Annotated in this window: 15 protein-coding genes and 1 other RNA gene; 8 read left to right on the top strand and 8 right to left on the bottom strand. The window is 63.9% G+C overall.

Going from position 1 to position 18,644, the window contains the following annotated elements; genetic code table 11:
• Positions 1 to 58: 58 nt before the first annotated feature.
• Together FHR70_RS05485 and FHR70_RS05490 are read left to right on the top strand one after the other, a co-directional pair.
• The gene (locus FHR70_RS05485; protein WP_183447859.1) at positions 59 to 934 is read left to right on the top strand and encodes an SDR family NAD(P)-dependent oxidoreductase; all 876 of its coding nucleotides are present in this window, start codon (positions 59 to 61) and stop codon (positions 932 to 934) included.
• Between the two features lie 19 nt (positions 935 to 953).
• Positions 954 to 2,207 carry a Gfo/Idh/MocA family protein gene (locus tag FHR70_RS05490; protein WP_246407799.1) on the top strand — a complete coding sequence of 418 codons (1,254 nt, stop codon included), beginning with the start codon at positions 954 to 956 and terminating at the stop codon, positions 2,205 to 2,207.
• An 8-nt stretch (positions 2,208 to 2,215) separates the two neighbouring features.
• On the opposite strand, the gene FHR70_RS05495 is transcribed toward FHR70_RS05490, so the two are convergent.
• A complete protein-coding gene (locus tag FHR70_RS05495; protein ID WP_183447861.1) occupies positions 2,216 to 3,490 on the bottom strand; it encodes an SAM-dependent methyltransferase in 1,275 nt (424 codons plus the stop codon).
• A gap of 203 nt (positions 3,491 to 3,693) precedes the next feature.
• Between FHR70_RS05495 and FHR70_RS05500 the strand changes: the two genes are divergently transcribed.
• Positions 3,694 to 4,575: a manganese catalase gene (locus FHR70_RS05500; protein ID WP_183447863.1), complete on the top strand. Its 882-nt coding sequence runs from the start codon at positions 3,694 to 3,696 to the stop codon at positions 4,573 to 4,575.
• A gap of 230 nt (positions 4,576 to 4,805) precedes the next feature.
• Here the strand turns inward: FHR70_RS05500 and FHR70_RS05505 are convergent, their stop codons facing one another.
• Positions 4,806 to 7,169, bottom strand: a complete 2,364-nt coding sequence (locus tag FHR70_RS05505; protein ID WP_183447865.1) for an ATP-dependent helicase — start codon at positions 7,167 to 7,169, stop codon at positions 4,806 to 4,808.
• A 149-nt stretch (positions 7,170 to 7,318) separates the two neighbouring features.
• Here FHR70_RS05505 and FHR70_RS05510 point away from each other — a divergent pair, with 149 nt between their 5' ends.
• On the top strand, positions 7,319 to 7,603 hold the full coding sequence (locus FHR70_RS05510) for a hypothetical protein (RefSeq protein ID WP_183447867.1): 285 nt from the start codon (positions 7,319 to 7,321) through the stop codon (positions 7,601 to 7,603).
• A 59-nt stretch (positions 7,604 to 7,662) separates the two neighbouring features.
• Here the strand turns inward: FHR70_RS05510 and FHR70_RS05515 are convergent, their stop codons facing one another.
• The gene (locus FHR70_RS05515; protein WP_183447869.1) at positions 7,663 to 8,205 is read right to left on the bottom strand and encodes a thioesterase family protein; all 543 of its coding nucleotides are present in this window, start codon (positions 8,203 to 8,205) and stop codon (positions 7,663 to 7,665) included.
• A gap of 181 nt (positions 8,206 to 8,386) precedes the next feature.
• On the opposite strand from FHR70_RS05515, the gene FHR70_RS05520 reads away from it, so the two are divergent.
• Both FHR70_RS05520 and FHR70_RS05525 read left to right on the top strand, forming a co-directional pair.
• Entirely contained in the window at positions 8,387 to 9,802 is a 1,416-nt protein-coding gene (locus tag FHR70_RS05520) for an FAD-binding oxidoreductase (protein WP_183448532.1), read from the top strand.
• A gap of 83 nt (positions 9,803 to 9,885) precedes the next feature.
• Positions 9,886 to 13,455, top strand: coding sequence for an AsmA family protein (locus tag FHR70_RS05525; RefSeq protein ID WP_183447871.1), 3,570 nt, complete (start codon positions 9,886 to 9,888; stop codon positions 13,453 to 13,455).
• Here FHR70_RS05525 and FHR70_RS05530 read toward each other — a convergent pair.
• From FHR70_RS05530 to fumC, 3 genes are read right to left on the bottom strand one after another with little or no spacing between them, the layout of a single operon-like run.
• Complete coding sequence (locus FHR70_RS05530) at positions 13,431 to 13,685, bottom strand: ribbon-helix-helix domain-containing protein (protein WP_183447873.1); 255 nt, start codon at positions 13,683 to 13,685, stop codon at positions 13,431 to 13,433. The genes FHR70_RS05525 and FHR70_RS05530 overlap by 25 nt on opposite strands.
• Positions 13,686 to 13,874 carry a DUF4169 family protein gene (locus FHR70_RS05535; RefSeq protein ID WP_183447875.1) on the bottom strand — a complete coding sequence of 63 codons (189 nt, stop codon included), beginning with the start codon at positions 13,872 to 13,874 and terminating at the stop codon, positions 13,686 to 13,688.
• A 14-nt stretch (positions 13,875 to 13,888) separates the two neighbouring features.
• Positions 13,889 to 15,283, bottom strand: a complete 1,395-nt coding sequence (gene fumC, locus FHR70_RS05540) for a class II fumarate hydratase (protein WP_183447877.1) — start codon at positions 15,281 to 15,283, stop codon at positions 13,889 to 13,891.
• A gap of 88 nt (positions 15,284 to 15,371) precedes the next feature.
• Between fumC and FHR70_RS05545 the strand changes: the two genes are divergently transcribed.
• Positions 15,372 to 16,787 carry a cytochrome P450 gene (locus FHR70_RS05545; protein ID WP_183447879.1) on the top strand — a complete coding sequence of 472 codons (1,416 nt, stop codon included), beginning with the start codon at positions 15,372 to 15,374 and terminating at the stop codon, positions 16,785 to 16,787.
• 9 nt (positions 16,788 to 16,796) lie between these two features.
• Here FHR70_RS05545 and FHR70_RS05550 read toward each other — a convergent pair whose 3' ends face one another.
• Entirely contained in the window at positions 16,797 to 17,387 is a 591-nt protein-coding gene (locus tag FHR70_RS05550) for an SspB family protein (protein WP_183447882.1), read from the bottom strand.
• Between the two features lie 23 nt (positions 17,388 to 17,410).
• Positions 17,411 to 17,767: a transfer-messenger RNA gene (ssrA, locus tag FHR70_RS05555) on the bottom strand.
• A gap of 77 nt (positions 17,768 to 17,844) precedes the next feature.
• Between ssrA and FHR70_RS05560 the strand changes: the two genes are divergently transcribed.
• Positions 17,845 to 18,639, top strand: coding sequence for a thymidylate synthase (locus FHR70_RS05560; protein ID WP_183447883.1), 795 nt, complete (start codon positions 17,845 to 17,847; stop codon positions 18,637 to 18,639).
• Positions 18,640 to 18,644 lie beyond the last annotated feature (5 nt).

Raw genomic sequence — 18,644 nt, forward strand, 5'->3', positions numbered from 1 at the left:
CTTCAGCCATGGCCGCTGCCTTCATGGCTACGCTTCCCTCAGCTTCCAGGAGATCGCTATGAACGGACGCCTCTTCGATAAGGTTGCCATCGTGACGGGTGCCGGTACCGGCATTGGCGAGGCGATTGCCCTCAAGTTTGCCCGAGAGGGCGCACGTCTCCTCCTTGTTGGCCTGCCGGACGATCCGGTGGAGGACGTGGCTCGCATGATCAACGGGGCCGGCGGCTTCGCGGAGATCTACCTTGGCGATATCGCCGAGGAACACCATGCCCAAGCAGCGGTCGAGGCTTGCGTGAGCGCCTATGGCCGCATCGACGTGCTCGTCAACAACGCGGGCATGTTTCTGATCGCGGCGGAAACTCAGGATTATCCCATCGACAAGTTCGACGAGACTCTGCGTGCGAATGTGCGTTCCGTCTTCCTGATGACGAAATTTGCGCTGCCTTACCTTCAGAAGACATACGGCAACATCGTTTCCACCGGCTCGGAGGCCGGCATGATTGGCATCGCCAAGAACACCATGTATGGCGGCACCAAAGCCTTCATCCATTCCTTCATGCGCGGCGTAGCCGTGGAGCAGGCTGCGCATGGCGTACGCGCCAACTGCGTCTGCCCCGGTCCGATCGACACGGCCTGGACTCACAAGTCCAGCGGCCCAATGGACCGAGAGATGGAATCGATGATGATCGACGCCACGCCAATGGGGCGGCGCGGCATGCCAGAGGAAGTGGCGAACGTGTTCTGCTTCCTCGCTTCCGATGAAGCCAGCTACATTACCGGTGCGCTGTATGCGGTCGACGGAGGCGTGACGATCGCAAAAGGATCCGTCGGCTCCATGGCCTCCTCGCACTTCAAGAAGCAGCCTGAAGGCACGCTGCCGACCCGTCACGCCCACGACGGCCTGAAGAACAAGGACTACGAGACGCTGACCTGATTGCCCCTAGGAAACCATCATGACATTCGACTTTGAAACGGGCCTTTCCCGGCGGCTCTTCCTGCGCGGCACAGGTGGCGGATTGCTCCTAAGCTCGGCCTTCGCCGCCGCCGGCCCTGCCTTCGCTCAAGGCAATGGTTCGGGTGGAGGGGGAGGAATGCCGGCTCTTCCACCTGACCGGCCGACGGGACGACCGATGCCGGAGATGGAAAAGGAGATGCCGGAAGCGCCCGGAAAGCGCCTCGGATACGCCATCGTGGGACTGGGTCAATTCGCCTTGAACCAGATCATCCCATCCTTCTCCGAGAGCAAATCGTCGAAGCTGGTGGCTCTGGTGTCCGGCAACCGCGACAAGGCTTTGCAGGTCGCCGACCGTTACGGCGTCGATCAGAAGAACATCTACGACTATCAGAGCTTCGACCGCATCGCCGACAACGACGAGATCGACATCGTCTACATCATCCTGCCCAATGCACTGCATGCCGAGTACACGGTGCGGGCCTTCAAGGCCGGCAAGCACGTGTTGTGCGAAAAGCCGATGGCGGTGACGGCCGAGGAATGCGAGACGATGATCCGGGCCGGTCGCGAAGCTGGCCGCAAGCTCATGATCGCGTATCGCGCTCAGTACGAGCCGTATAACCTGGAAGCCATTCGTATGTCGCGCGAGGGCGAGCTCGGCAAGATCCGCCTTGTGACGAGCGACCATGGGCGAATCCTCGATCCAAAGGTGCCGGCCGATCAATGGCGTATGGTAAAGGCTCTGGCCGGCGGCGGCTCCCTTTATGACATCGGCATCTACTCGCTCCAGGCAGCCCGGTACATCACGGGCGAGGAGCCGGTGGAGGTCTCGGCTCATATCTCAAGCGATGCGAGCGACCCTCGATTCAAGGAGGTCGAGGATCTCGTGGCGTTTCAGCTTCGCTTCCCGTCGGGTACGCTGGCCAATCTCACCTCGTCCTATTCCACGTCGTCCGTGAAGCGCTTCCAGGTGTTCGGCTCAAAGGCCTCTCTTGTTCTCGATCCAGCCACGGAGTACGAGCGGCATCAGATGAAGGTGAAAACCGAAAAGGAAGAGCGGCGTGTGCAGATTCCGGAGGGCAACCAGTTCGCCGCCGAGATGGATCACCTGTCGAACGCCGTGATGGAGAACCGGGAGCCGAAAACGCCGGGCGAGGAGGGCCTGCGCGATGTGCGCATCATGCAAGCCGTTTATAGGGCCGCACAGGAAGGTCGGCCCGTTTCATTGGATACGACAGGCGCAACTTCCCGCTGAGGGTATGCCTATTCGGACTGCAGAGCCATTTCTGCGGCCTTGATTGGCTTCAGCCTCTCATTTTCCTTAGCCCTATATTCACGCTGCACGTCCGTGATGTAGTCGCGCACGATCGGCGCGGCATCGCGCTTGCGGGCGAGCTGCATGTGGAACACGAGCTGGCTGCCGGTGGTGAACATGGTCTCGGCGCTGATGAGGTAGAACTCGAACATGCGGCAGAAACGCTCGTCATACATGGCGGCGATTTTCTCGCGGTTCGCTTCGAAGCGCCGGTGCCAATGGTTGAGCGTCTTCGCGTAGTGCAGACGCAGGAATTCGAGATCTGTCACCCAGAGCTGGCTCTGTTCGACGACGGGAAACACCTCCGACAGGGCAGGGGAGTAGGCGCCGGGGAAGATGTACTTGCGCAGCCACGGGCTTGCGGTGCCGGGCGGGCTCATCTTGCCGATGGAGTGCAGCACCATCAGCCCGTCATCGTCGAGCAGCGAGTTGATCTTGGCGAAGAATTCGCCGTAATGATGCACGCCCACATGCTCGAACATGCCGACCGAGACGATGCGGTCGAACGTGCGATCGACTTTGCGATAGTCGAGCAACTCGAAGCGCACCCGGTCCGACAGGCCGGCACGGCGTGCCTTCTCGTTGGAGAGCTCATGCTGCTCCTTCGAGAGCGTGACGCCGGTCACATCCACTTCCTCCATGGCCGCGAGATAGAGCGCGAGATCGCCCCAGCCGCTGCCGATGTCGAGGATCTTCAAGCCGGGCTTCAGCCGCAGCTTCGAGGCGATGAGACGAAGCTTGTTCTGCTGCGCCTCTTCCAGCGTGTCGTCGTCGTTGACGAAGTAGGCGCAGGAATACTGCATGCCCTTGTCGAGGAAGAGCTTGTAGAAGTCGTTGCCTAGATCGTAGTGATGCGCCACGTTCTGTTGTGCCTTGCCGACCGGGTTTGCCTGCTGGAAGCGCTTCACTCCCCGCGAGATGCGCTTGAGCACGCTCTGCAGCGGGTAATTCGCCAGGGACGAGCGGTTCATTGAAAACAGGTTCAGAAAATCTCTGAGCGATGAGCCGTCCTCGAAGCTCATGCGGCCATCCATATAGGCTTCGCCCGCATGCAGTTCCGGATTGAGGAAGAGCTTGTGGTAGAGCGAGCGGTCGGTGAGCCGCATGGTGACGCTTGGGCCTGGTTTTTCGCCGCCGAACGTATGGGTGCCACCCTCCGCATCGATCACCTTCAGGTTTCCGGCTCGCACGAAGGATCTCAGCATGTTGGACAGGGGAAACATCGGCACCTCTCTGGGTCATTCGTCGGGGCGGATGGTTCCACAGTTGCGGACGGGTGGCTAGAGGGGTGATCGGCCAGATCAGAACTCGTCTAAAGTACGGGGTAAACGGCCTAAATCGGGAACAACGGGGAATCGCTTTGGTTGGAAGGCTGACTCTTGCGGGGCTGAGAGTCGCGACTCAATCCACCAGACAGGAGCAGCCGATGTTCTTCCGCCAGAAGCAGATGGCGTATCACGCCAAGCCTGAGAAACCCGACCCGCTCTTCGCCAAGATGCTCCAAGAACCCCTGGGCGGCCAATGGGGTGAGATCAGCGTGATGATGACCTATCTGTTCCAGGGCTGGAACTGCCGCGGCCCCCAGAAATACAAGGACATGATCATGGACATCGGCACCGAGGAGATCGGCCATGTCGAGATGCTCGCCACCATGATCGCGCGCCTGCTCGAAACCTCGCCGATCGAGCAACAGGAGGACATGGCCAAGAATTCGGTGGTGGGGGCTGTCATGGGCGGCGCTCGAGTTGAGGATGCCATCGTGGCCGGCATGAACGCCCAGCATTACATCGTGGCCGGCCTCGGAGCGCGGCCGTCCGACAGCGTCGGCAATCCCTGGACCTCCGCCTACACCATTGCGAGCGGCAACTTGCTGGCCGATTTCCGTTTCAACGTGACGGCCGAGAGCCAGGGGCGACTGCAGGTCAGCCGTCTCTACAACATGACGAACGACACCGGCGTGCGCGACATGCTCTCGTTCCTCATCGCGCGCGATACCATGCACCAGAACCAGTGGCTTGCTGCGATCCGCGAACTCGAGGAGGACGGCCTTGAGATGACGCCGGTGCCGTCGAACTTCCCGCAGAGCCTGGAGAAGAGCGAGGTGGCCTACCAATTCCTCAACCATTCGGAAGGGACTGAGAGCGAGCAGGGGCGCTGGGCTCAAGGGCCTGCGCCGGACGGGAAGGGCACCTTCACCTATATCGATCGCCCGCCGGCCTACACGGAGGACGAGGGCGACCTCAACCCGGTCGATCCCCGCACTTACGGCACCCCGCCGGCCCCTGTGCCGCCGGCTGCTGCGGAGTAGTTGTGGGGAGTTCTATATCAACGTCATGGCCGGGCTTGTCCCGGTCATTGTCATATTTTGAATTGCTCACCACTGTCATTCCGGGGCGAGCGGAGCGAGAGCCCGGAATCCATACCCGCCTAACGATTCAAAATGAGGCGCAACGCTGCTCGCCCTTACTGAGACGTCGTGTTTATGGATTCCGGGCTCCACTGCGCGGCCCCGGAATGACAATTAAGGTATGTTGCGGCTCAGCTCAGCGCTTCCACGAAACTGTCGAGCACCATCTTCCGTCCGGCCTTATCGAACTCGACCGTGAGCTTGTTGCCGTCCACCGCCTCGATGGTGCCAGGACCGAACTTGGTGTGCAGGACGCGACCGCCGACCTTGAAGCCCGAGCCGCCGGTGGATTTCGCCACCAGTTCGCCCTCAATCAGCATCGGACCGCGACGCTCGCCGGAGCGGCGTGCGGAATAGCCACCGTCCTCGGTCGTTGCGCGATGAGCCTGCGCACGCTGCCAGCCAGGGGTCTGGTAGGACGAGCCGCTGAAGGGCTGCATGCGGTCGAAGCGGGAGCCGCCATAGGAGAAGTTGGCCGGGGCCTCGGCGATCTCTACATTAGCCTCAGGCAGGTCGTCGACGAAGCGGCTTGGCACGGTCGAGTTCCACAGGCCGTGGATGCGTCGATTGGAGGCAAAGTAGATCTTGGCCCGGCGCCGGGCGCGGGTGAGGCCCACATGGGCGAGGCGCCGCTCCTCCTCCAGGCCCGCGCGGCCGCTCTCGTCGAGGGCGCGCTGGTTCGGGAAGAGGCCCTCCTCCCAGCCGGGCAGGAAGACCGTGTCGAACTCCAGCCCCTTCGCCGCATGGAGCGTCATCAGGCTCACGCGTTCGACGGTGTCGGATTCGTTGGCCTCCATCACGAGCGACACGTGCTCGAGGAAGCTCTGTAGGTCGGGGAACTCCTCCATGGAGCGCACGAGCTCCTTGAGGTTTTCGAGCCGCCCCGCCGCATCCGCCGATTTGTCCTTCTGCCACATGTCGGTATAGCCGGATTCCTCCAGCACCGTCTGGGCGACTTCGGACTGGCTCATGGTCTCGGAGAGCTTCGCCCAGCGGCCGAAGGAGATGAGCAGATCGCGTAAGGTGGCGCGCGGTTTTGGCTTCAGCTCGTCGGTTTCGACGATGAAGCGCGCGGCCTCCATCAGCGGCACGCGGGCCGCGCGGGCATGGTTGTGCAGCACCTGGATCGTTGCGTCGCCTAAGCCACGCTTCGGCGTATTCACGATGCGCTCGAAAGCGAGGTCGTCCGCAGGCTGGTTGACGACGCGCAGGTAAGCAAGCGCATCGCGAATTTCCGCGCGCTCATAGAAGCGCGGGCCGCCGATGACGCGATAGGGAACGCCCAGCGTCACGAGCCGGTCTTCGATCTCGCGCATCTGGGCCGAGATGCGCACCAGGATGGCGATCTCGGAGAGCGGGTGCTTTTTGGCGTGCAGCGCCTCGATCTCCTCGCCGATGAGGCGCGCCTCGTCCTCGGAATCCCAGGCGCCGGTGATCGTCACCTTCTCACCGGGCTCATCCTCGGTGCGCAGCGTCTTGCCGAGGCGGCCCTGGTTCTTGGCGATGAGGCCGGAGGCTGCGGAGAGGATATGGCCGGTGGAGCGATAGTTGCGCTCGAGCCGGATCACCGTCGCGCCCGGGAAGTCATGCTCGAAGCGCAGGATATTGTCGACCTCGGCGCCGCGCCAGCCATAGATCGACTGGTCGTCGTCGCCGACGCAGCACAGGTTCTTGCGCGCCTGGGCCAGAAGCCGCAGCCAGAGATACTGCGCGACGTTGGTGTCCTGGTACTCGTCCACCAGCATGTAGCGGAAACGGTTCTGGTACTGCTCCAGAATGTCCGGATGCTCGCGCCACAGGCGCAGGCATTCGAGCAGGAGGTCGCCGAAATCGACGGCGTTCAGAACCTTCAGTCGCTCCTGATAGGCCCGGTAGAGCCGCCCGCCCTTGCCATTGGCGAAGGCCCCGGCTTCACCGGCCGGCACCTGATCGGGCCCGAGCCCCCGGTTCTTCCAGCCGTCGATATGGCCGGCGAGTTGCCGGGCCGGCCAGCGCTTCTCGTCGATGCCCTCTGCCTCGATCACCTGCTTCATCAGTCGGAGCTGGTCGTCCGTCCCCAGAATCGTGAAGTCCGAGCGAAGGCCCACAAGTTCGGCATGGCGGCGCAGGATCTTGGTGCCGATCGAGTGGAAGGTGCCGAGCCATTGCATGCCCTCGGCCACGGGGCCGATGACAGCCGTGATGCGCTCGCGCATCTCCCGCGCGGCCTTGTTGGTGAAGGTCACGGACAGGATCTGGGACGGATAAGCCTTCCCGGTGGCGATCAGGTGGGCAATCCGGGTGGTAAGCACGCGGGTCTTGCCCGTGCCGGCGCCCGCCAGCACGAGAACCGGGCCCTCGGTGGCCTCCACGGCGGCGCGCTGCTCTGGGTTCAAGCCGTTTAGATAAGGCGATTGGGGCGCGACCGCCGCACGGGCGCGGGCGCTCAGCGAGCCGGACGCGGGCTCATGGGCCAAGCTGTCATGCGGGTCGTGTCTGGGATCGGACTGATTCATCGGCGGGACCATGGATCAAAAGGCGAACGGCGTCGAGCCCGGAATGCCTGTCGATCCTGCCGCAGGCGTGAACTTCGGAGCCAAGTTGTCATTGTTGACGAGAGGTCTCATCCTCATATGGGGATGAAGGTCCTGAAGAGGAATGTCCCATGCGTATCATGATGGCTCTTGCCGTCGGCTCCAGCCTCATCCTGCCCCTAGCCGTGCCGGCGGACGCTCAGACACGCCTGCCCCGCGTGAGCCCGTCCGAGCGGGCTGCGAAGGACATCAACCGTCGGATCCGGGAGGATCAGAAGCTGCTGAATCTGGAAGAGCGGATCCAGATGGACAACAACCAGATCCGGCAGGACATCCAGCGGGAGCGCCTTTTCGCCCCCCGGGCATTGCCCCCCGTTTCTCGCGGAGCCTGCCCGCGCGGCTCGATCAGCTGCTAGAGTCTCGGACCCAAAAGTGGATTGGCAATTTTGGGAGCAATCCGAGCTCACTCTCTGCGCTAGTGACGGGTGCCTGAGGCTGACAGAGCCTCCTGCACCTCGGTCCTGTGCGGAATGCCGATCACGCGGCCCAGGGCTGCCGGCTGCGGCAGGCGGGCATGAGTCGTTTTCATCACGGCGAGATTGGCCATGATGTCGTCTGGGAAGGGGCTGACCTTCCGGGTCTCCATGTCCACGTGGAGGGACAGGCCTTCCATGGTGGCTGCAACCCAGCCCTCGCCGGCGTGGCGGATTTCCATGTAGTAGTGGATGCGCTTCTCGTCGAATTCGACCAGCTGGAGCGTGACGCGCACCCTGTCTTGCACGGTCAATTCACGCTTGTAGGTGGTGTGGATCTCGGCGGCGAAGAAGGAAGCTTTGCGCTTCTCCAGGTAGTCGTGGCCCAGACCGACGAGGCTGAACCCTTCCTCCACGGCCCGGTCGAAGAGCACATGGTAATAGGCCATATTCATGTGGCCATTATAATCGATCCAAGCGGGCTCGATCCGCATCGTGGAGGACACGAAGGGGGCAAAGAAAAAGACGGGGGTCCGCTTTTCCATCTCAGTCTTGTTCCTCGATGCGTCTCAGATGCCAATCCCTTCGCGCTGGAAGAAACAATGTTAGCACGATCTGGCAGCTTGTGCATGAGGGGTGCGGCATCTTTCTCATCCGAGTGTTGCCTTTGCAACGGTTCTGGTAGCTATGGATCCCATGAGCATCACAACCGGATCTGAAGCCTCCATGAATGCGCCCCACGCTGCCGTCCGTCAGAAAGCCACCGACGCCGTCCTTGCCTCCCTCCAGGCCGAGTTGTCTCGGCGCCTTGGAGACCGGGTCGCCACCTCGGCCGCCGTTCGCGAGCAGCACGGCCATTCCCTCACCTGGGTGAAGAACCAGCCGCCGGATATCGTGGTCTATCCTCGGACCAGCGAGGAGGTGTCGGAGGTCGTCAAGCTCTGCGCCGCGCACGAGGTCCCGATCATCCCCTACGGCACCGGCACCTCGCTCGAAGGGCACGTCAATGCTCCTTACGGTGGCGTGTCAATCGACCTGAGCCTGATGAAGCGCGTCATCGCCGTTCATGACGAGGATCTGGATTGCGTGGTCGAGGCCGGCGTGACCCGCAAGGAGCTCAACGAGCACCTGCGCGACAAGGGCCTGTTCTTCCCCATTGATCCAGGCGCCGACGCCTCCATCGGCGGCATGGTCGCCACGCGAGCCTCGGGCACCAATGCGGTGCGCTATGGAACCATGAAGGACGTGGTGCTGGCGCTCACCGCCGTGCTGCCCGATGGCGAGATCGTGAAGACGGCAAGCCGCGCCAAGAAGAGTTCGGCCGGCTACGATCTGACCAGGCTTCTCATCGGGTCGGAGGGAACCCTCGGCATCGTCACCGAGATCACCCTCAAGCTCAACGGCATCCCGGAGGCCATCTCGGCCGGCATCTGTCCCTTCCCATCGGTCAAGGCGGCCTGCGACGCCGTGATCATGACGATCCAGTCCGGCATCCCGGTGGCCCGTATCGAGCTGCTCGACGAGGTGCAGGTGAGGGCGGTCAATCTTCATTCCAAGCTCACCCTGCCGGAGAGCCCCCTGCTGCTCCTGGAGTTCCACGGCTCCGAGGCCGGGGTGCAGGAGCAGGCGGAGCGCTTCGGCGAGATCGCGGCCGAGTTCAGCGGTGGACCATTCGAATGGGCCACGAAGCCTGAAGAGCGCTCGCGCCTCTGGCAGGCCCGGCATGATGCCTATTGGGCCGCCAAAGGCCTGCGGCCGGGTGCGCAATCGGTGGCAACCGATGTCTGCGTGCCGATCTCGCGTCTGGCCGAATGCGTGGATGCCACCAAGCAGGACATTCTGGAGAGCGGGCTCATCGCCCCCATCGTGGGTCATGTGGGCGATGGCAACTTCCACGTTCAGCCCCTCGTGAACACCGACGATCCGGCGGAAATCGAGGCCTGCGAGGCCTTTGTCGACCGGCTCGTGCGCCGGGCGGTCGCCATGGAGGGCACCTGTACGGGCGAGCACGGGGTCGGTCAGAAGAAGATGAAGTATCTGGAGATCGAACATGGACCGGCGGCGCTCGGCCTCATGCGCGTCTTGAAACAGGCCATCGATCCTCACAACATCATGAATCCGGGCAAGATCGTCGCGCTTTGACGGTGGAACACGGTGAACAGCGCTCCCGGTCCTTGCCGTCATGGGGTAAGGACGTGTCAGAGTAACGGAGAAAAGGCGGCTTCTTGCGCGATATCCTGACGATCATCGCCTCCATCGTGATCCTGATCCTGGCGATTGCCGTGGCGGCGCCTCCCTTCATTGCCTGGGAGGCTCACCGCGACACGATCGACCAGATGATTGCGCGCGCCTCCGGGACCGAAGCCCAGACTGAAGGCGGCATCGGCATTCGTCTGCTGCCTGAGCCGAGGATCATACTCGACCGGCTCAGGCTTGGCGGGAAGACGCCGGACTCGCCGGTTCTGACCGCCGACGACGTCTGGGCGGAAGTCGCCCTCACGCCCCTTTTACGGGGCGAGGTGCGCTTCACGGAAACGCGGGTGGGACGCGCCGATATCCGCATCCCGGTCTCCGGGGACGGCGAGTGGCGCCTGCCGCCGGAGCTGGTCTCCGGCAGCGGGCGAGCCCGGGAATGGGCCATCGAGAACCTCTCCGTCGGCCAGCTTCTCGTGACCACGCAGAGCGCCAGCACCGGCCGTACCAATCAGGCTTTCGCCGAGAACGTCCTCATCGAGGGCCAGAAACTCATCGGGCCCTGGCGCGTCGAGGGCACCACGTCCGGGGTCCCGTTCCGGCTCGTGACCGGGGAATTAGCCGAGGACAAGACCATCCAGGTCAAGCTCTCCGGCGGCGGCGACGTCTATCCGCGTTTCGATCTCGATGCCCGGCTGGGCTTGAGCGAAGGCGCCGGAGAGGCTGCGACCCCGAATGTATCTGGCAAGGCCAAGATCCTGTTCGGCCCTCCGGCGCAGCTCGCCGCAGCTGGCATCCCGATCCCGATCGTCGTCGAGACCGAATTCAAGACGGTGCCGGGTGCCGTCGAGCTCAACCCGGTCAGCCTCGAAGCGGGCGAGGGCGGAGCGAGCCTGCGCATGACGGGCGAGGGAAGGGTCGGGCTCAACGATCCGCGCATCTCGTTGCGTCTCGAAGGGCGCCGGCTCGATGCGGACAGCTTCATCCTCTCTGGAAATGGACAGGATTTTAAAAGCAGACTCCAGCAATGGTCCCTGCCACTGATCCGAGTGCCGATTGATCTTGATCTCAAGATCGACAGCATCGGCCTGGGCCAGGAGGATCTGACGAATGCCAATCTGCGCCTGTCCCTCGACACCGGGCGGGCGCAACTCGACCGGATCGAGTTCACCGCTCCGGGCGATACCAAGGTGGCGCTCGAAGGCCAGCTCGGCCTGACCACGAGGGGCGGCATCAATGGCAAGGTGGCGTTGGCCTCTAAAGCGTCCGACCGTCTCGCGCGCTACCTTGCCAAGATCAACCTGAACTCGCCGCTTCTGACGGCCCTGGATGGGCGCCCCGTGGAACTCTCATCGGAGGTCGCGTTCTCGAATCCCGTCCTGTCCTTCAACCGGCTGCGGCTGAAGATGGGCGAGTCCACGCTCACCGGCAATGTCCGCTATACCGCGCCCGAAGCGAATGAGCGCGGCAGGCTCGAGGCGCAGGTTGGCCTTCAGGGCCTCAATCTTGACGACCTGCCCCAGGTCTCGAGCGTGTTCCAGGCCACCGAGAACCTCGATGTCGGCTTCATCCTGGACGCCCGCGGGGTCAGCGCCGGCCGGAGCCCGGCGACGGGGCGGATCACGGCGCGCATCCTCTCCGATGGTCCGGCGCTGCTGGTCGAGACCCTCGACATCGTGGATCTCGCCGGCGCCAATGCCCGGGTGCGTGGGCGGATCGCACCGGACGGCTCGGGCCGGATTTCCGGCAAGGTCACGGCTCAGCGGGCAGATCCCCTGGTCGATCTCCTGGGAAGCGTCTGGATCGGCGGAATTTCAAAGCTCGTGCCTCACTTCGTCCGGGAAGGGGCGCTCGATCTCGATGTTGCGTCCGAGCGGGTGGCGCCGGCTCCCGGCTCGACCGAGCTGCGGCTGCGCACGACCGCCACCGGTCGCATGGCCAATGGACCTTTCGAGGGACAGGTCGAATCCATCGACGGGCGTACCGAGAGCCTGACCCTCAGTCTCTCCACCGACAACACCGGACGCTGGGTCAACCGGCCGAACATGGCTGGCCTCAACCAGCCGTCCAGGATCGATCTCCGCGGCTCCCGCGTCGGATCCGGCCGGTTCAGCGTCGTTCTCACCGGGGACGTCGCCGGCGCGAAGGTGGCGACCACGAGGCCATTCGCCCTCAGCGAGGGCGATGATGTGGTGGATAGCGGCGAGGCCGAGATCGCAACCCCCGACATCACGCCCTTCCTGCGCCTGCTTGGCGATGGGGCGGGTGTCGCCCCGCCGGTGCCGGTGAGCGGGCGGGTGACTCTCGGCCGGGAGCGCGGGGCGACCCTTCTCGACATCAATGCCAAGGTCTCCAACGAACCCGTGCAGGCGCGCCTCGTGGCCGCCTCCCGGTCCGAGATCAGCGGCGAGGTCTCCCTGGGCCGACTCTCCATGCCATGGCTCACGGCGGCACTGGCGCTCAATGTGCCGGGCGATCAGAGCACGACCGCAATCTGGTCCACCGCCCAATTCGGCCAGAGCGGCCGTCTCGTCTCCGGCGGCCAGGTTACCTTCCGGGTCGGGACGCTCGAACTGGGTCGCGGTCTTCAAGCCACACGGGCTGCCTTCGTCGTCGGCGCTCAGCCCGACGGGATCGCCATCCGCAACCTTGAGGCGACCATGGGCCCGGGGAGGATCACCGGCACGGCGACGATCACCCGGCAAGGGGCGGTTGCCACCATCGTGGGCGAGGGAGCGCTCGACCGGGTGCCCTTATGGGCCCTGACGGGCTCCACGCCTTTCGAGGCCATCTTGTCCGGGCCGCTGCGATTCGGAGCGGCGGGGTCGAGCCTCTCCGAACTCGTTGCCAATCTCGGAGGTGCGGGCGAATGGCAGGTCGCCAATCTTCGCATTCCCGCAGCAGATCCGAACGTCTTCGACCGCGCGCTCAAGCGTGCGCTCGGGGAGAACGATCCCTTGGTCGAGGGAAAGGCGGAGGCCATCCTCGGCATGGAGCTTGGACGGGCACCCCTGAACACAGGCCTAGTCCGAACCTCGGCGGCCCTTGTGAGCGGGATGCTGCGGCTCTCGCCCTTCGTGGCCGAGAGCGGGCCGGCCGTCTGGCAGGGCGGCATCACCTACGACCTGAAAACCCTCCAGCTCGATGCCCGCGGTGCGCTGACGGCCAAGACGGCTCCAGCCGAATGGGTCGGTGCCCCGCCGTCGATCGGCCTGAACTGGCAGGGTTCCCTGACGGCTCCCGTTCGCCAGATCGATGCGGGACCGTTCCGCAATGGGCTGGCCGCCATCGTGCTCAAGCGGGAACTGGAGAAGATCGAGGCGTTCGAGCGCGCTGCGGCAGAACGCCAGCGCCAGATCGAGGCGCAGCGCGAGGCTGAGCGCCAAAGGGTGAAAGCGGCCGAAGAGGAGGCGCTTCGCCAAGCCAAAGCCCGGGCCGAGGCCGAGCGGGCACGCCGGGAGGCTGAACGGCTGCAATCGGAGCAGCGGAGACAACCCGAGGAGCCTAAGCCGGCACCGTCGCAGACCTCGCTGCCGCCCTTGAATCCACCCCTCGAGGTGGCTCCCCCGCCCTCAGTCTACGGGGCTCCACCGATACGCTGATCGGCGTCGGAGACCAGCCGGCCGCGCAGATCGTTGAGCACGAAGACGCGAATGGCCGAGGACAGGTTCTGCTCCCCGCGCTCCGCATCGATGCGCCCGATCAGGGCTTGGACGGAGATTTTCTCCCGCTCGGCGATCTCTCTCAGGCCCTCCCAGAACGGCTCCTCAAGGGAGATGCTCGTCCGGTGGCCGGCAATGGAGACGGAGCGCTTGAGAACGGCAAAGCCCATTCACGGCGTCTCGTCGGAATCGCGCTTGTGGCCTTCCAGGCGGGTCTTTGTCATGTCCTGCTCGACCTTCGTCAGCGTCTTTTCGGCCTTGGTGCGGCCGAAGGTGATGCGGTTTTGTTCGGCGCGGGCCTCTTTCTCGGCCCGCGCCTTCTGCTTGCGCGCCTGGCGCAGATTGATGATCTCAGCCATGGCGCGAATTTAGCTCATTCGCCGGGCTGAAGCATCGTCTCGGGGCGGACGACGGCGTGGAAATGATCTTCCGCCACACCCGCCTTGAGAGCCTCTTCCTTCAGGGTGGTGCCGTTCTTGTGCGCCGACTTGGCGATGGCAGCCGCCTTGTCGTAGCCGATCGACGGCGCAAGCGCCGTGACCAGCATCAGGGAGCGCTGCATCAGGTCCTGGAGGCGGTCGTGGTTCGGCTCGATGCCGACGACGCAATTGTCCGTGAAGCTGATCGCGCCATCCGCCAGCAGGCGGATCGACTGCAGCACCGCATTCACGATGACCGGCTTGAACACGTTGAGCTCGAAATGGCCCTGGCTGCCGGCGAAGGTGACCGTCGTCTGGTTGCCGGCGACCTGGCAGCACAGCATTGTCATGGCCTCAGCCTGGGTCGGGTTGACCTTGCCAGGCATGATCGACGAGCCGGGCTCGTTCTCGGGCAGGGAGATCTCGCCGATGCCGGAACGGGGGCCGGAGCCCATCAGGCGGATGTCGTTGGCGATCTTGAACAGGCCGGCCGCCAGGCTCGCCAGGGCACCGTGGGTGTAGACGAGGGCGTCGTTGGAGGCGAGCGCCTCGAACTTGTTGCTGGCAGACGTGAAGGGAAGGGCGGTGAGTTCCACCACCTTCGCGGCGAAGCGGTCCGCAAACTCGGGATGGGCGTTGAGGCCCGTGCCGACGGCGGTGCCGCCCTGAGCCAGGGCATAGATTCCGGGCAGAGTCTGCTCGATGCGGGCAATGCCGAGGCGGACCTGAGCGGCGTAGCCGGAGAATTCCTGGCCGAGGGTGACCGGGGTCGCGTCCTGCAGGTGCGTACGGCCGATCTTCACGAGATCCTTGAAGGCTTCCTGCTTCTCTTCCAGCGCCTTCAGCAGGTGCTTGAGAGCAGGCAGCAGCCGGTCATGCACCTCACGGGCCACCGCGATGTGCATGGCGGTCGGGAACGAGTCGTTCGACGACTGGCCCATGTTCACGTGGTCATTCGGGTGAACGGGCTTCTTGCTGCCGCGCTCACCTCCGAGACGCTCGATGGCGAGGTTCGAGAGAACCTCGTTCATGTTCATGTTCGACTGGGTGCCCGAGCCCGTCTGGTACACCACGAGGGGGAACTCGTCGTCGTACTTGCCCTGCACCACATCGGCGGCCGCCGCCGCAATGGCATCGGCCAGGCGCGGCTCCAGCTTGCCGAGGTCCTTATTCACGAGGGCGGCGGCCTGCTTCACGATAGCCAGCGCATGGACCAGGGGAAGCGGCATCCGATCCGTCCCGATGCGGAAGTTCTGGAGCGAGCGTTGCGTCTGGGCGCCCCAGAGCTTGTCGGCGGGAACGTCGATGGGGCCGAAGGTATCTGTTTCGATGCGGGTTGAGGGCGACATCCTGACCTCTTTCGATGGAGTTGCGTGTTCTTATCTCAATTGATGGCGCTCGCAACTGCGAACGCGCATGGAGGCTTTGTCAATTCGCATGAGCGATACCCTGGAAACGCCCCTTTTCCGCCCGCCTCACCCCAAGCCCCGTACAGAGCTTCTCGGCATGGTGGCCTTCCTGCGCATGGTTCGCGAGAACCCCCTGAACATGTGGATGGAGGCGCATTTCGAGGAGCCGTTCGTCACAGGCGACGGCGCTATGGGGCGCATGACCGTAGTGAGCGACCCTGCCGCCATCCGCCATATCCTCGTGGACAATGCCACCAATTACCGGAAGGACGACCTGCAGATCCGGATCCTGGCGCCAGGGCTCGGCCGGGGCCTTGTGACAGCCGAGGGCGACGAGTGGCGGCTTCAGCGGCGCACTCTGGCGCCGCTCTTCACCCCGCGCACGGTCGCCAGCTTCTTCCCGGCCATGGTCGAGGCCGCCGACCGCCTGGTCAGGCGGTGGCAGAGACGCCCCGAGGGACGCGTGGTCGATGCGGCCCTCGATATGACCCGGGTCACCCTCGACGTGCTGGAGCGGACCATCTTCACCCAAGGTGTGCCGAAGGATCCGGACGCCCTGGGGCGGGCGATCACCCGTTATTTCAACTCGATTGGTCGGGTCGACCCGCTCGACATCTTCGGCTTTCCGGATTGGGTGCCCAGGATCGGACGCCTGCTGGCCAGGCCGTCGATCCAGTTCTTCGAGGAGACCGTCAACGCGCTGATCGAGGCCCGCAAGGCGCTGCTCGCCAGCGGCGAGCCTGCTCCCCGGGATCTGCTCACCCTCCTCCTGGAGGCAGCGGACCCTGAGACCGGCAAGGGCCTGAGCGACATCGAGGTGCGGACGAACATCGTCACCTTCATCGGCGCCGGGCACGAAACGACGGCCAATGCTCTGTCCTGGTCGCTTTACCTTCTCTCTCAGGACGAACATGCCCGCACCCGTGTCGAGCAGGAGGCGGACGAAGTGCTGGGCCAGGGGACCATCGAGCCTCATCACCTGGAGCGGCTCGTCTATACCCGTGCGGTGATCGACGAGGCGATCCGCCTCTATCCGCCCGCACCCTATATGAGCCGCACGGCCATCGCGGATGATCGAATTGGGGATGTGGATATACCGGCAGGCTCCATGGTGGCGATCTCGCCCTATGTTCTGCACCGCCACCGGAGGCTTTGGGACGAGCCCAATGCCTTCCGGCCCGAGCGCTTCCTCCCTGAGAACCGCAAGCAGATCGACCGCTTCGCCTATCTACCCTTCGGAGCAGGCCCGCGGGTCTGCATCGGCGCGAGCTTCTCGCTGCAGGAGGCCGTGATCGTGCTGGCGACCATCGCCCGTTCCCTGCGGCTTGATCTCGTGGAAGGTCACGCGGTCGAACCCGTGCAGCGCATTACCTTGCGGCCGCGCGGTGGCCTGCCCATGCGCCTGACGCAGCGGGTGCGCAAAGAGGCTCTGGTCGAAGCTTAAGAGAGGGGCTTAGTTCTTCTTGCGGAAGGCATCGAGGCTGACGACTTCGGCCGTGCCCGATGCGGCGTCGGAATCGGGAGCCTGCTCCAATGGCGCCTCAGCTTGTTCGGTCTTGGGAGCGGCGGCCGGCTTCTCCGCTGTCGGCATCGCCTTGCGGGGCTGCTTCAATTCCACAGGTTCGGTGGTGCCACGCGCAGGCTGAGGTGCGGGCGCAGCCTCGGGCGCTTCCTCCTCGTCATCACCCTGGCTGTCGAACTTCAGGCCGAACTGCACGGACGGGTCGAAGAAGCCGGTGAGCGCATCGAACGGGATGAGCAGCCGCTCCGGGATCCCGGAGAACGACAGCCCGACCTCGAAGGTGTGCTCGGTGACGTTGAGGTCCCAGTACTGATGCTGAAGGACGATGGTCATCTCCTGCGGGTATTTCTCGCGCAGGCGGTTCGAGAGGCGAACGCCCGGAAAATCCGTCTGGAAGGAGATGTAGAAATGGTGCTCGCCCGGGAGCCCGTCCTTGGCATCGATCAGCACCTTGCGCACGACACCCTTGAGGGCGTCCTGCACCAGAAGATCGTAGCGGATCAGGTCTTTACCACCGGCCATAAGCGAGCCCTTGCAGAAACAAAAGTGGAGGCTTCTGTTGCCAGGTGCCTCCGGACCCCGCCTTACGGTGCTAACCGCAAGGGCTTTGATTCGGCTTTAGGGACCGCTTACGCAGCCACTGCAACCGGAGCATAGTTGTCGTTGGCAACTATAGATTCGGCCCGATAACGGCGGAACCATGCCGAGCGAAAGTCTACCCTTTACGCCCTCGTCGATCCTATTTCGCCCCCGCCGAAATCCAGGTCCTGCCTGGATTTTGGTGGAGGCGCCGGGTACCGCCCCCGGGTCCGATGGGTTTATTCCGATAGCCGTTTATCGCCATAGCCGATCTTGCGACCGGCACACCCAATATAGGTGGGGCGAGCGGATTTTGAAAGGGCGGGTTGTCCCCACCCTTCGTTGAAAATCGACTCGGAAGGCTGTTCCCGCTGCCCTATGATCAGGTGAGGAGTACCGCATGCAGGCCTATCACGATCTTATCCGCCACATCATGGACGAGGGCGTCCGCAAGGACGACCGCACCGGTACGGGCACCATTTCCGTGTTCGGCCACCAGATGCGCTTCGACCTCAGTGAGGGTTTTCCGCTCGTCACCACGAAGAAGCTGCACCTGCGCTCCATCATCCATGAGCTGCTCTGGTTCCTGAAAGGCGACACCAACATCCGGTATCTGAAGGAGAACGGTGTTTCGATCTGGGACGAGTGGGCGGACGACAACGGCGATCTCGGCCCTGTCTACGGCAAGCAATGGCGCTCCTGGGCGAAGCCCGACGGCGGGACCGTCGATCAGATCCGCTGGGTTCTCGACGAGATCCGCCGCAACCCGGACAGCCGCCGCCTGATCGTCTCCGCCTGGAACCCGGCCGATCTCGACAAGATGGCGCTGGCGCCCTGCCACTGCCTGTTCCAGTTCTACGTCGCGGAGGGACGGCTCTCCTGCCAGCTCTACCAGCGTTCGGCAGACGTGTTCTTAGGGGTTCCCTTCAACATCGCCTCCTATGCGCTGCTCACACACATGATGGCGCAGGCGACCGGCCTGCAGCCCGGCGACTTCGTCCACTCCTTCGGCGATGCGCACCTCTACCTCAACCACCTGGAGCAGGCCCGCCTCCAGCTTTCGCGGGAGCCGAGGCATCTGCCGAAGCTGCGGCTCAACCCGTCGGTGCGGTCGTTGTTCGAATTCACCTACGACGATATCGCCATAGAGGACTACGATCCGCATCCCGCCATCAAGGCGCCCGTCGCAGTCTGACGTGA

The sequence above is a fragment of the Microvirga lupini genome, assembly GCF_014191055.1.
GTDB lineage: Bacteria > Pseudomonadota > Alphaproteobacteria > Rhizobiales > Beijerinckiaceae > Microvirga > Microvirga lupini_A.

Bases quoted from the DNA above. Each gene is read 5' to 3' on its own strand.
- FHR70_RS05490 (WP_246407799.1), top strand. From the start codon at position 954: ATGACATTCGACTTTGAAACGGGCCTTTCCCGGCGGCTCTTCCTGCGC.
- FHR70_RS05485 (WP_183447859.1), top strand. From the start codon at position 59: ATGAACGGACGCCTCTTCGATAAGGTTGCCATCGTGACGGGTGCCGGT.
- FHR70_RS05495 (WP_183447861.1), bottom strand. From the start codon at position 3,490: ATGTTTCCCCTGTCCAACATGCTGAGATCCTTCGTGCGAGCCGGAAAC.
- FHR70_RS05535 (WP_183447875.1), bottom strand. From the start codon at position 13,874: ATGGCTGAGATCATCAATCTGCGCCAGGCGCGCAAGCAGAAGGCGCGG.
- FHR70_RS05515 (WP_183447869.1), bottom strand. From the start codon at position 8,205: ATGGAAAAGCGGACCCCCGTCTTTTTCTTTGCCCCCTTCGTGTCCTCC.
- FHR70_RS05545 (WP_183447879.1), top strand. From the start codon at position 15,372: ATGAGCGATACCCTGGAAACGCCCCTTTTCCGCCCGCCTCACCCCAAG.
- FHR70_RS05550 (WP_183447882.1), bottom strand. From the start codon at position 17,387: ATGGCCGGTGGTAAAGACCTGATCCGCTACGATCTTCTGGTGCAGGAC.
- FHR70_RS05520 (WP_183448532.1), top strand. From the start codon at position 8,387: ATGAATGCGCCCCACGCTGCCGTCCGTCAGAAAGCCACCGACGCCGTC.
- FHR70_RS05505 (WP_183447865.1), bottom strand. From the start codon at position 7,169: ATGAATCAGTCCGATCCCAGACACGACCCGCATGACAGCTTGGCCCAT.
- FHR70_RS05500 (WP_183447863.1), top strand. From the start codon at position 3,694: ATGTTCTTCCGCCAGAAGCAGATGGCGTATCACGCCAAGCCTGAGAAA.
- FHR70_RS05560 (WP_183447883.1), top strand. From the start codon at position 17,845: ATGCAGGCCTATCACGATCTTATCCGCCACATCATGGACGAGGGCGTC.
- FHR70_RS05530 (WP_183447873.1), bottom strand. From the start codon at position 13,685: ATGGGCTTTGCCGTTCTCAAGCGCTCCGTCTCCATTGCCGGCCACCGG.
- fumC (WP_183447877.1), bottom strand. From the start codon at position 15,283: ATGTCGCCCTCAACCCGCATCGAAACAGATACCTTCGGCCCCATCGAC.
- FHR70_RS05510 (WP_183447867.1), top strand. From the start codon at position 7,319: ATGCGTATCATGATGGCTCTTGCCGTCGGCTCCAGCCTCATCCTGCCC.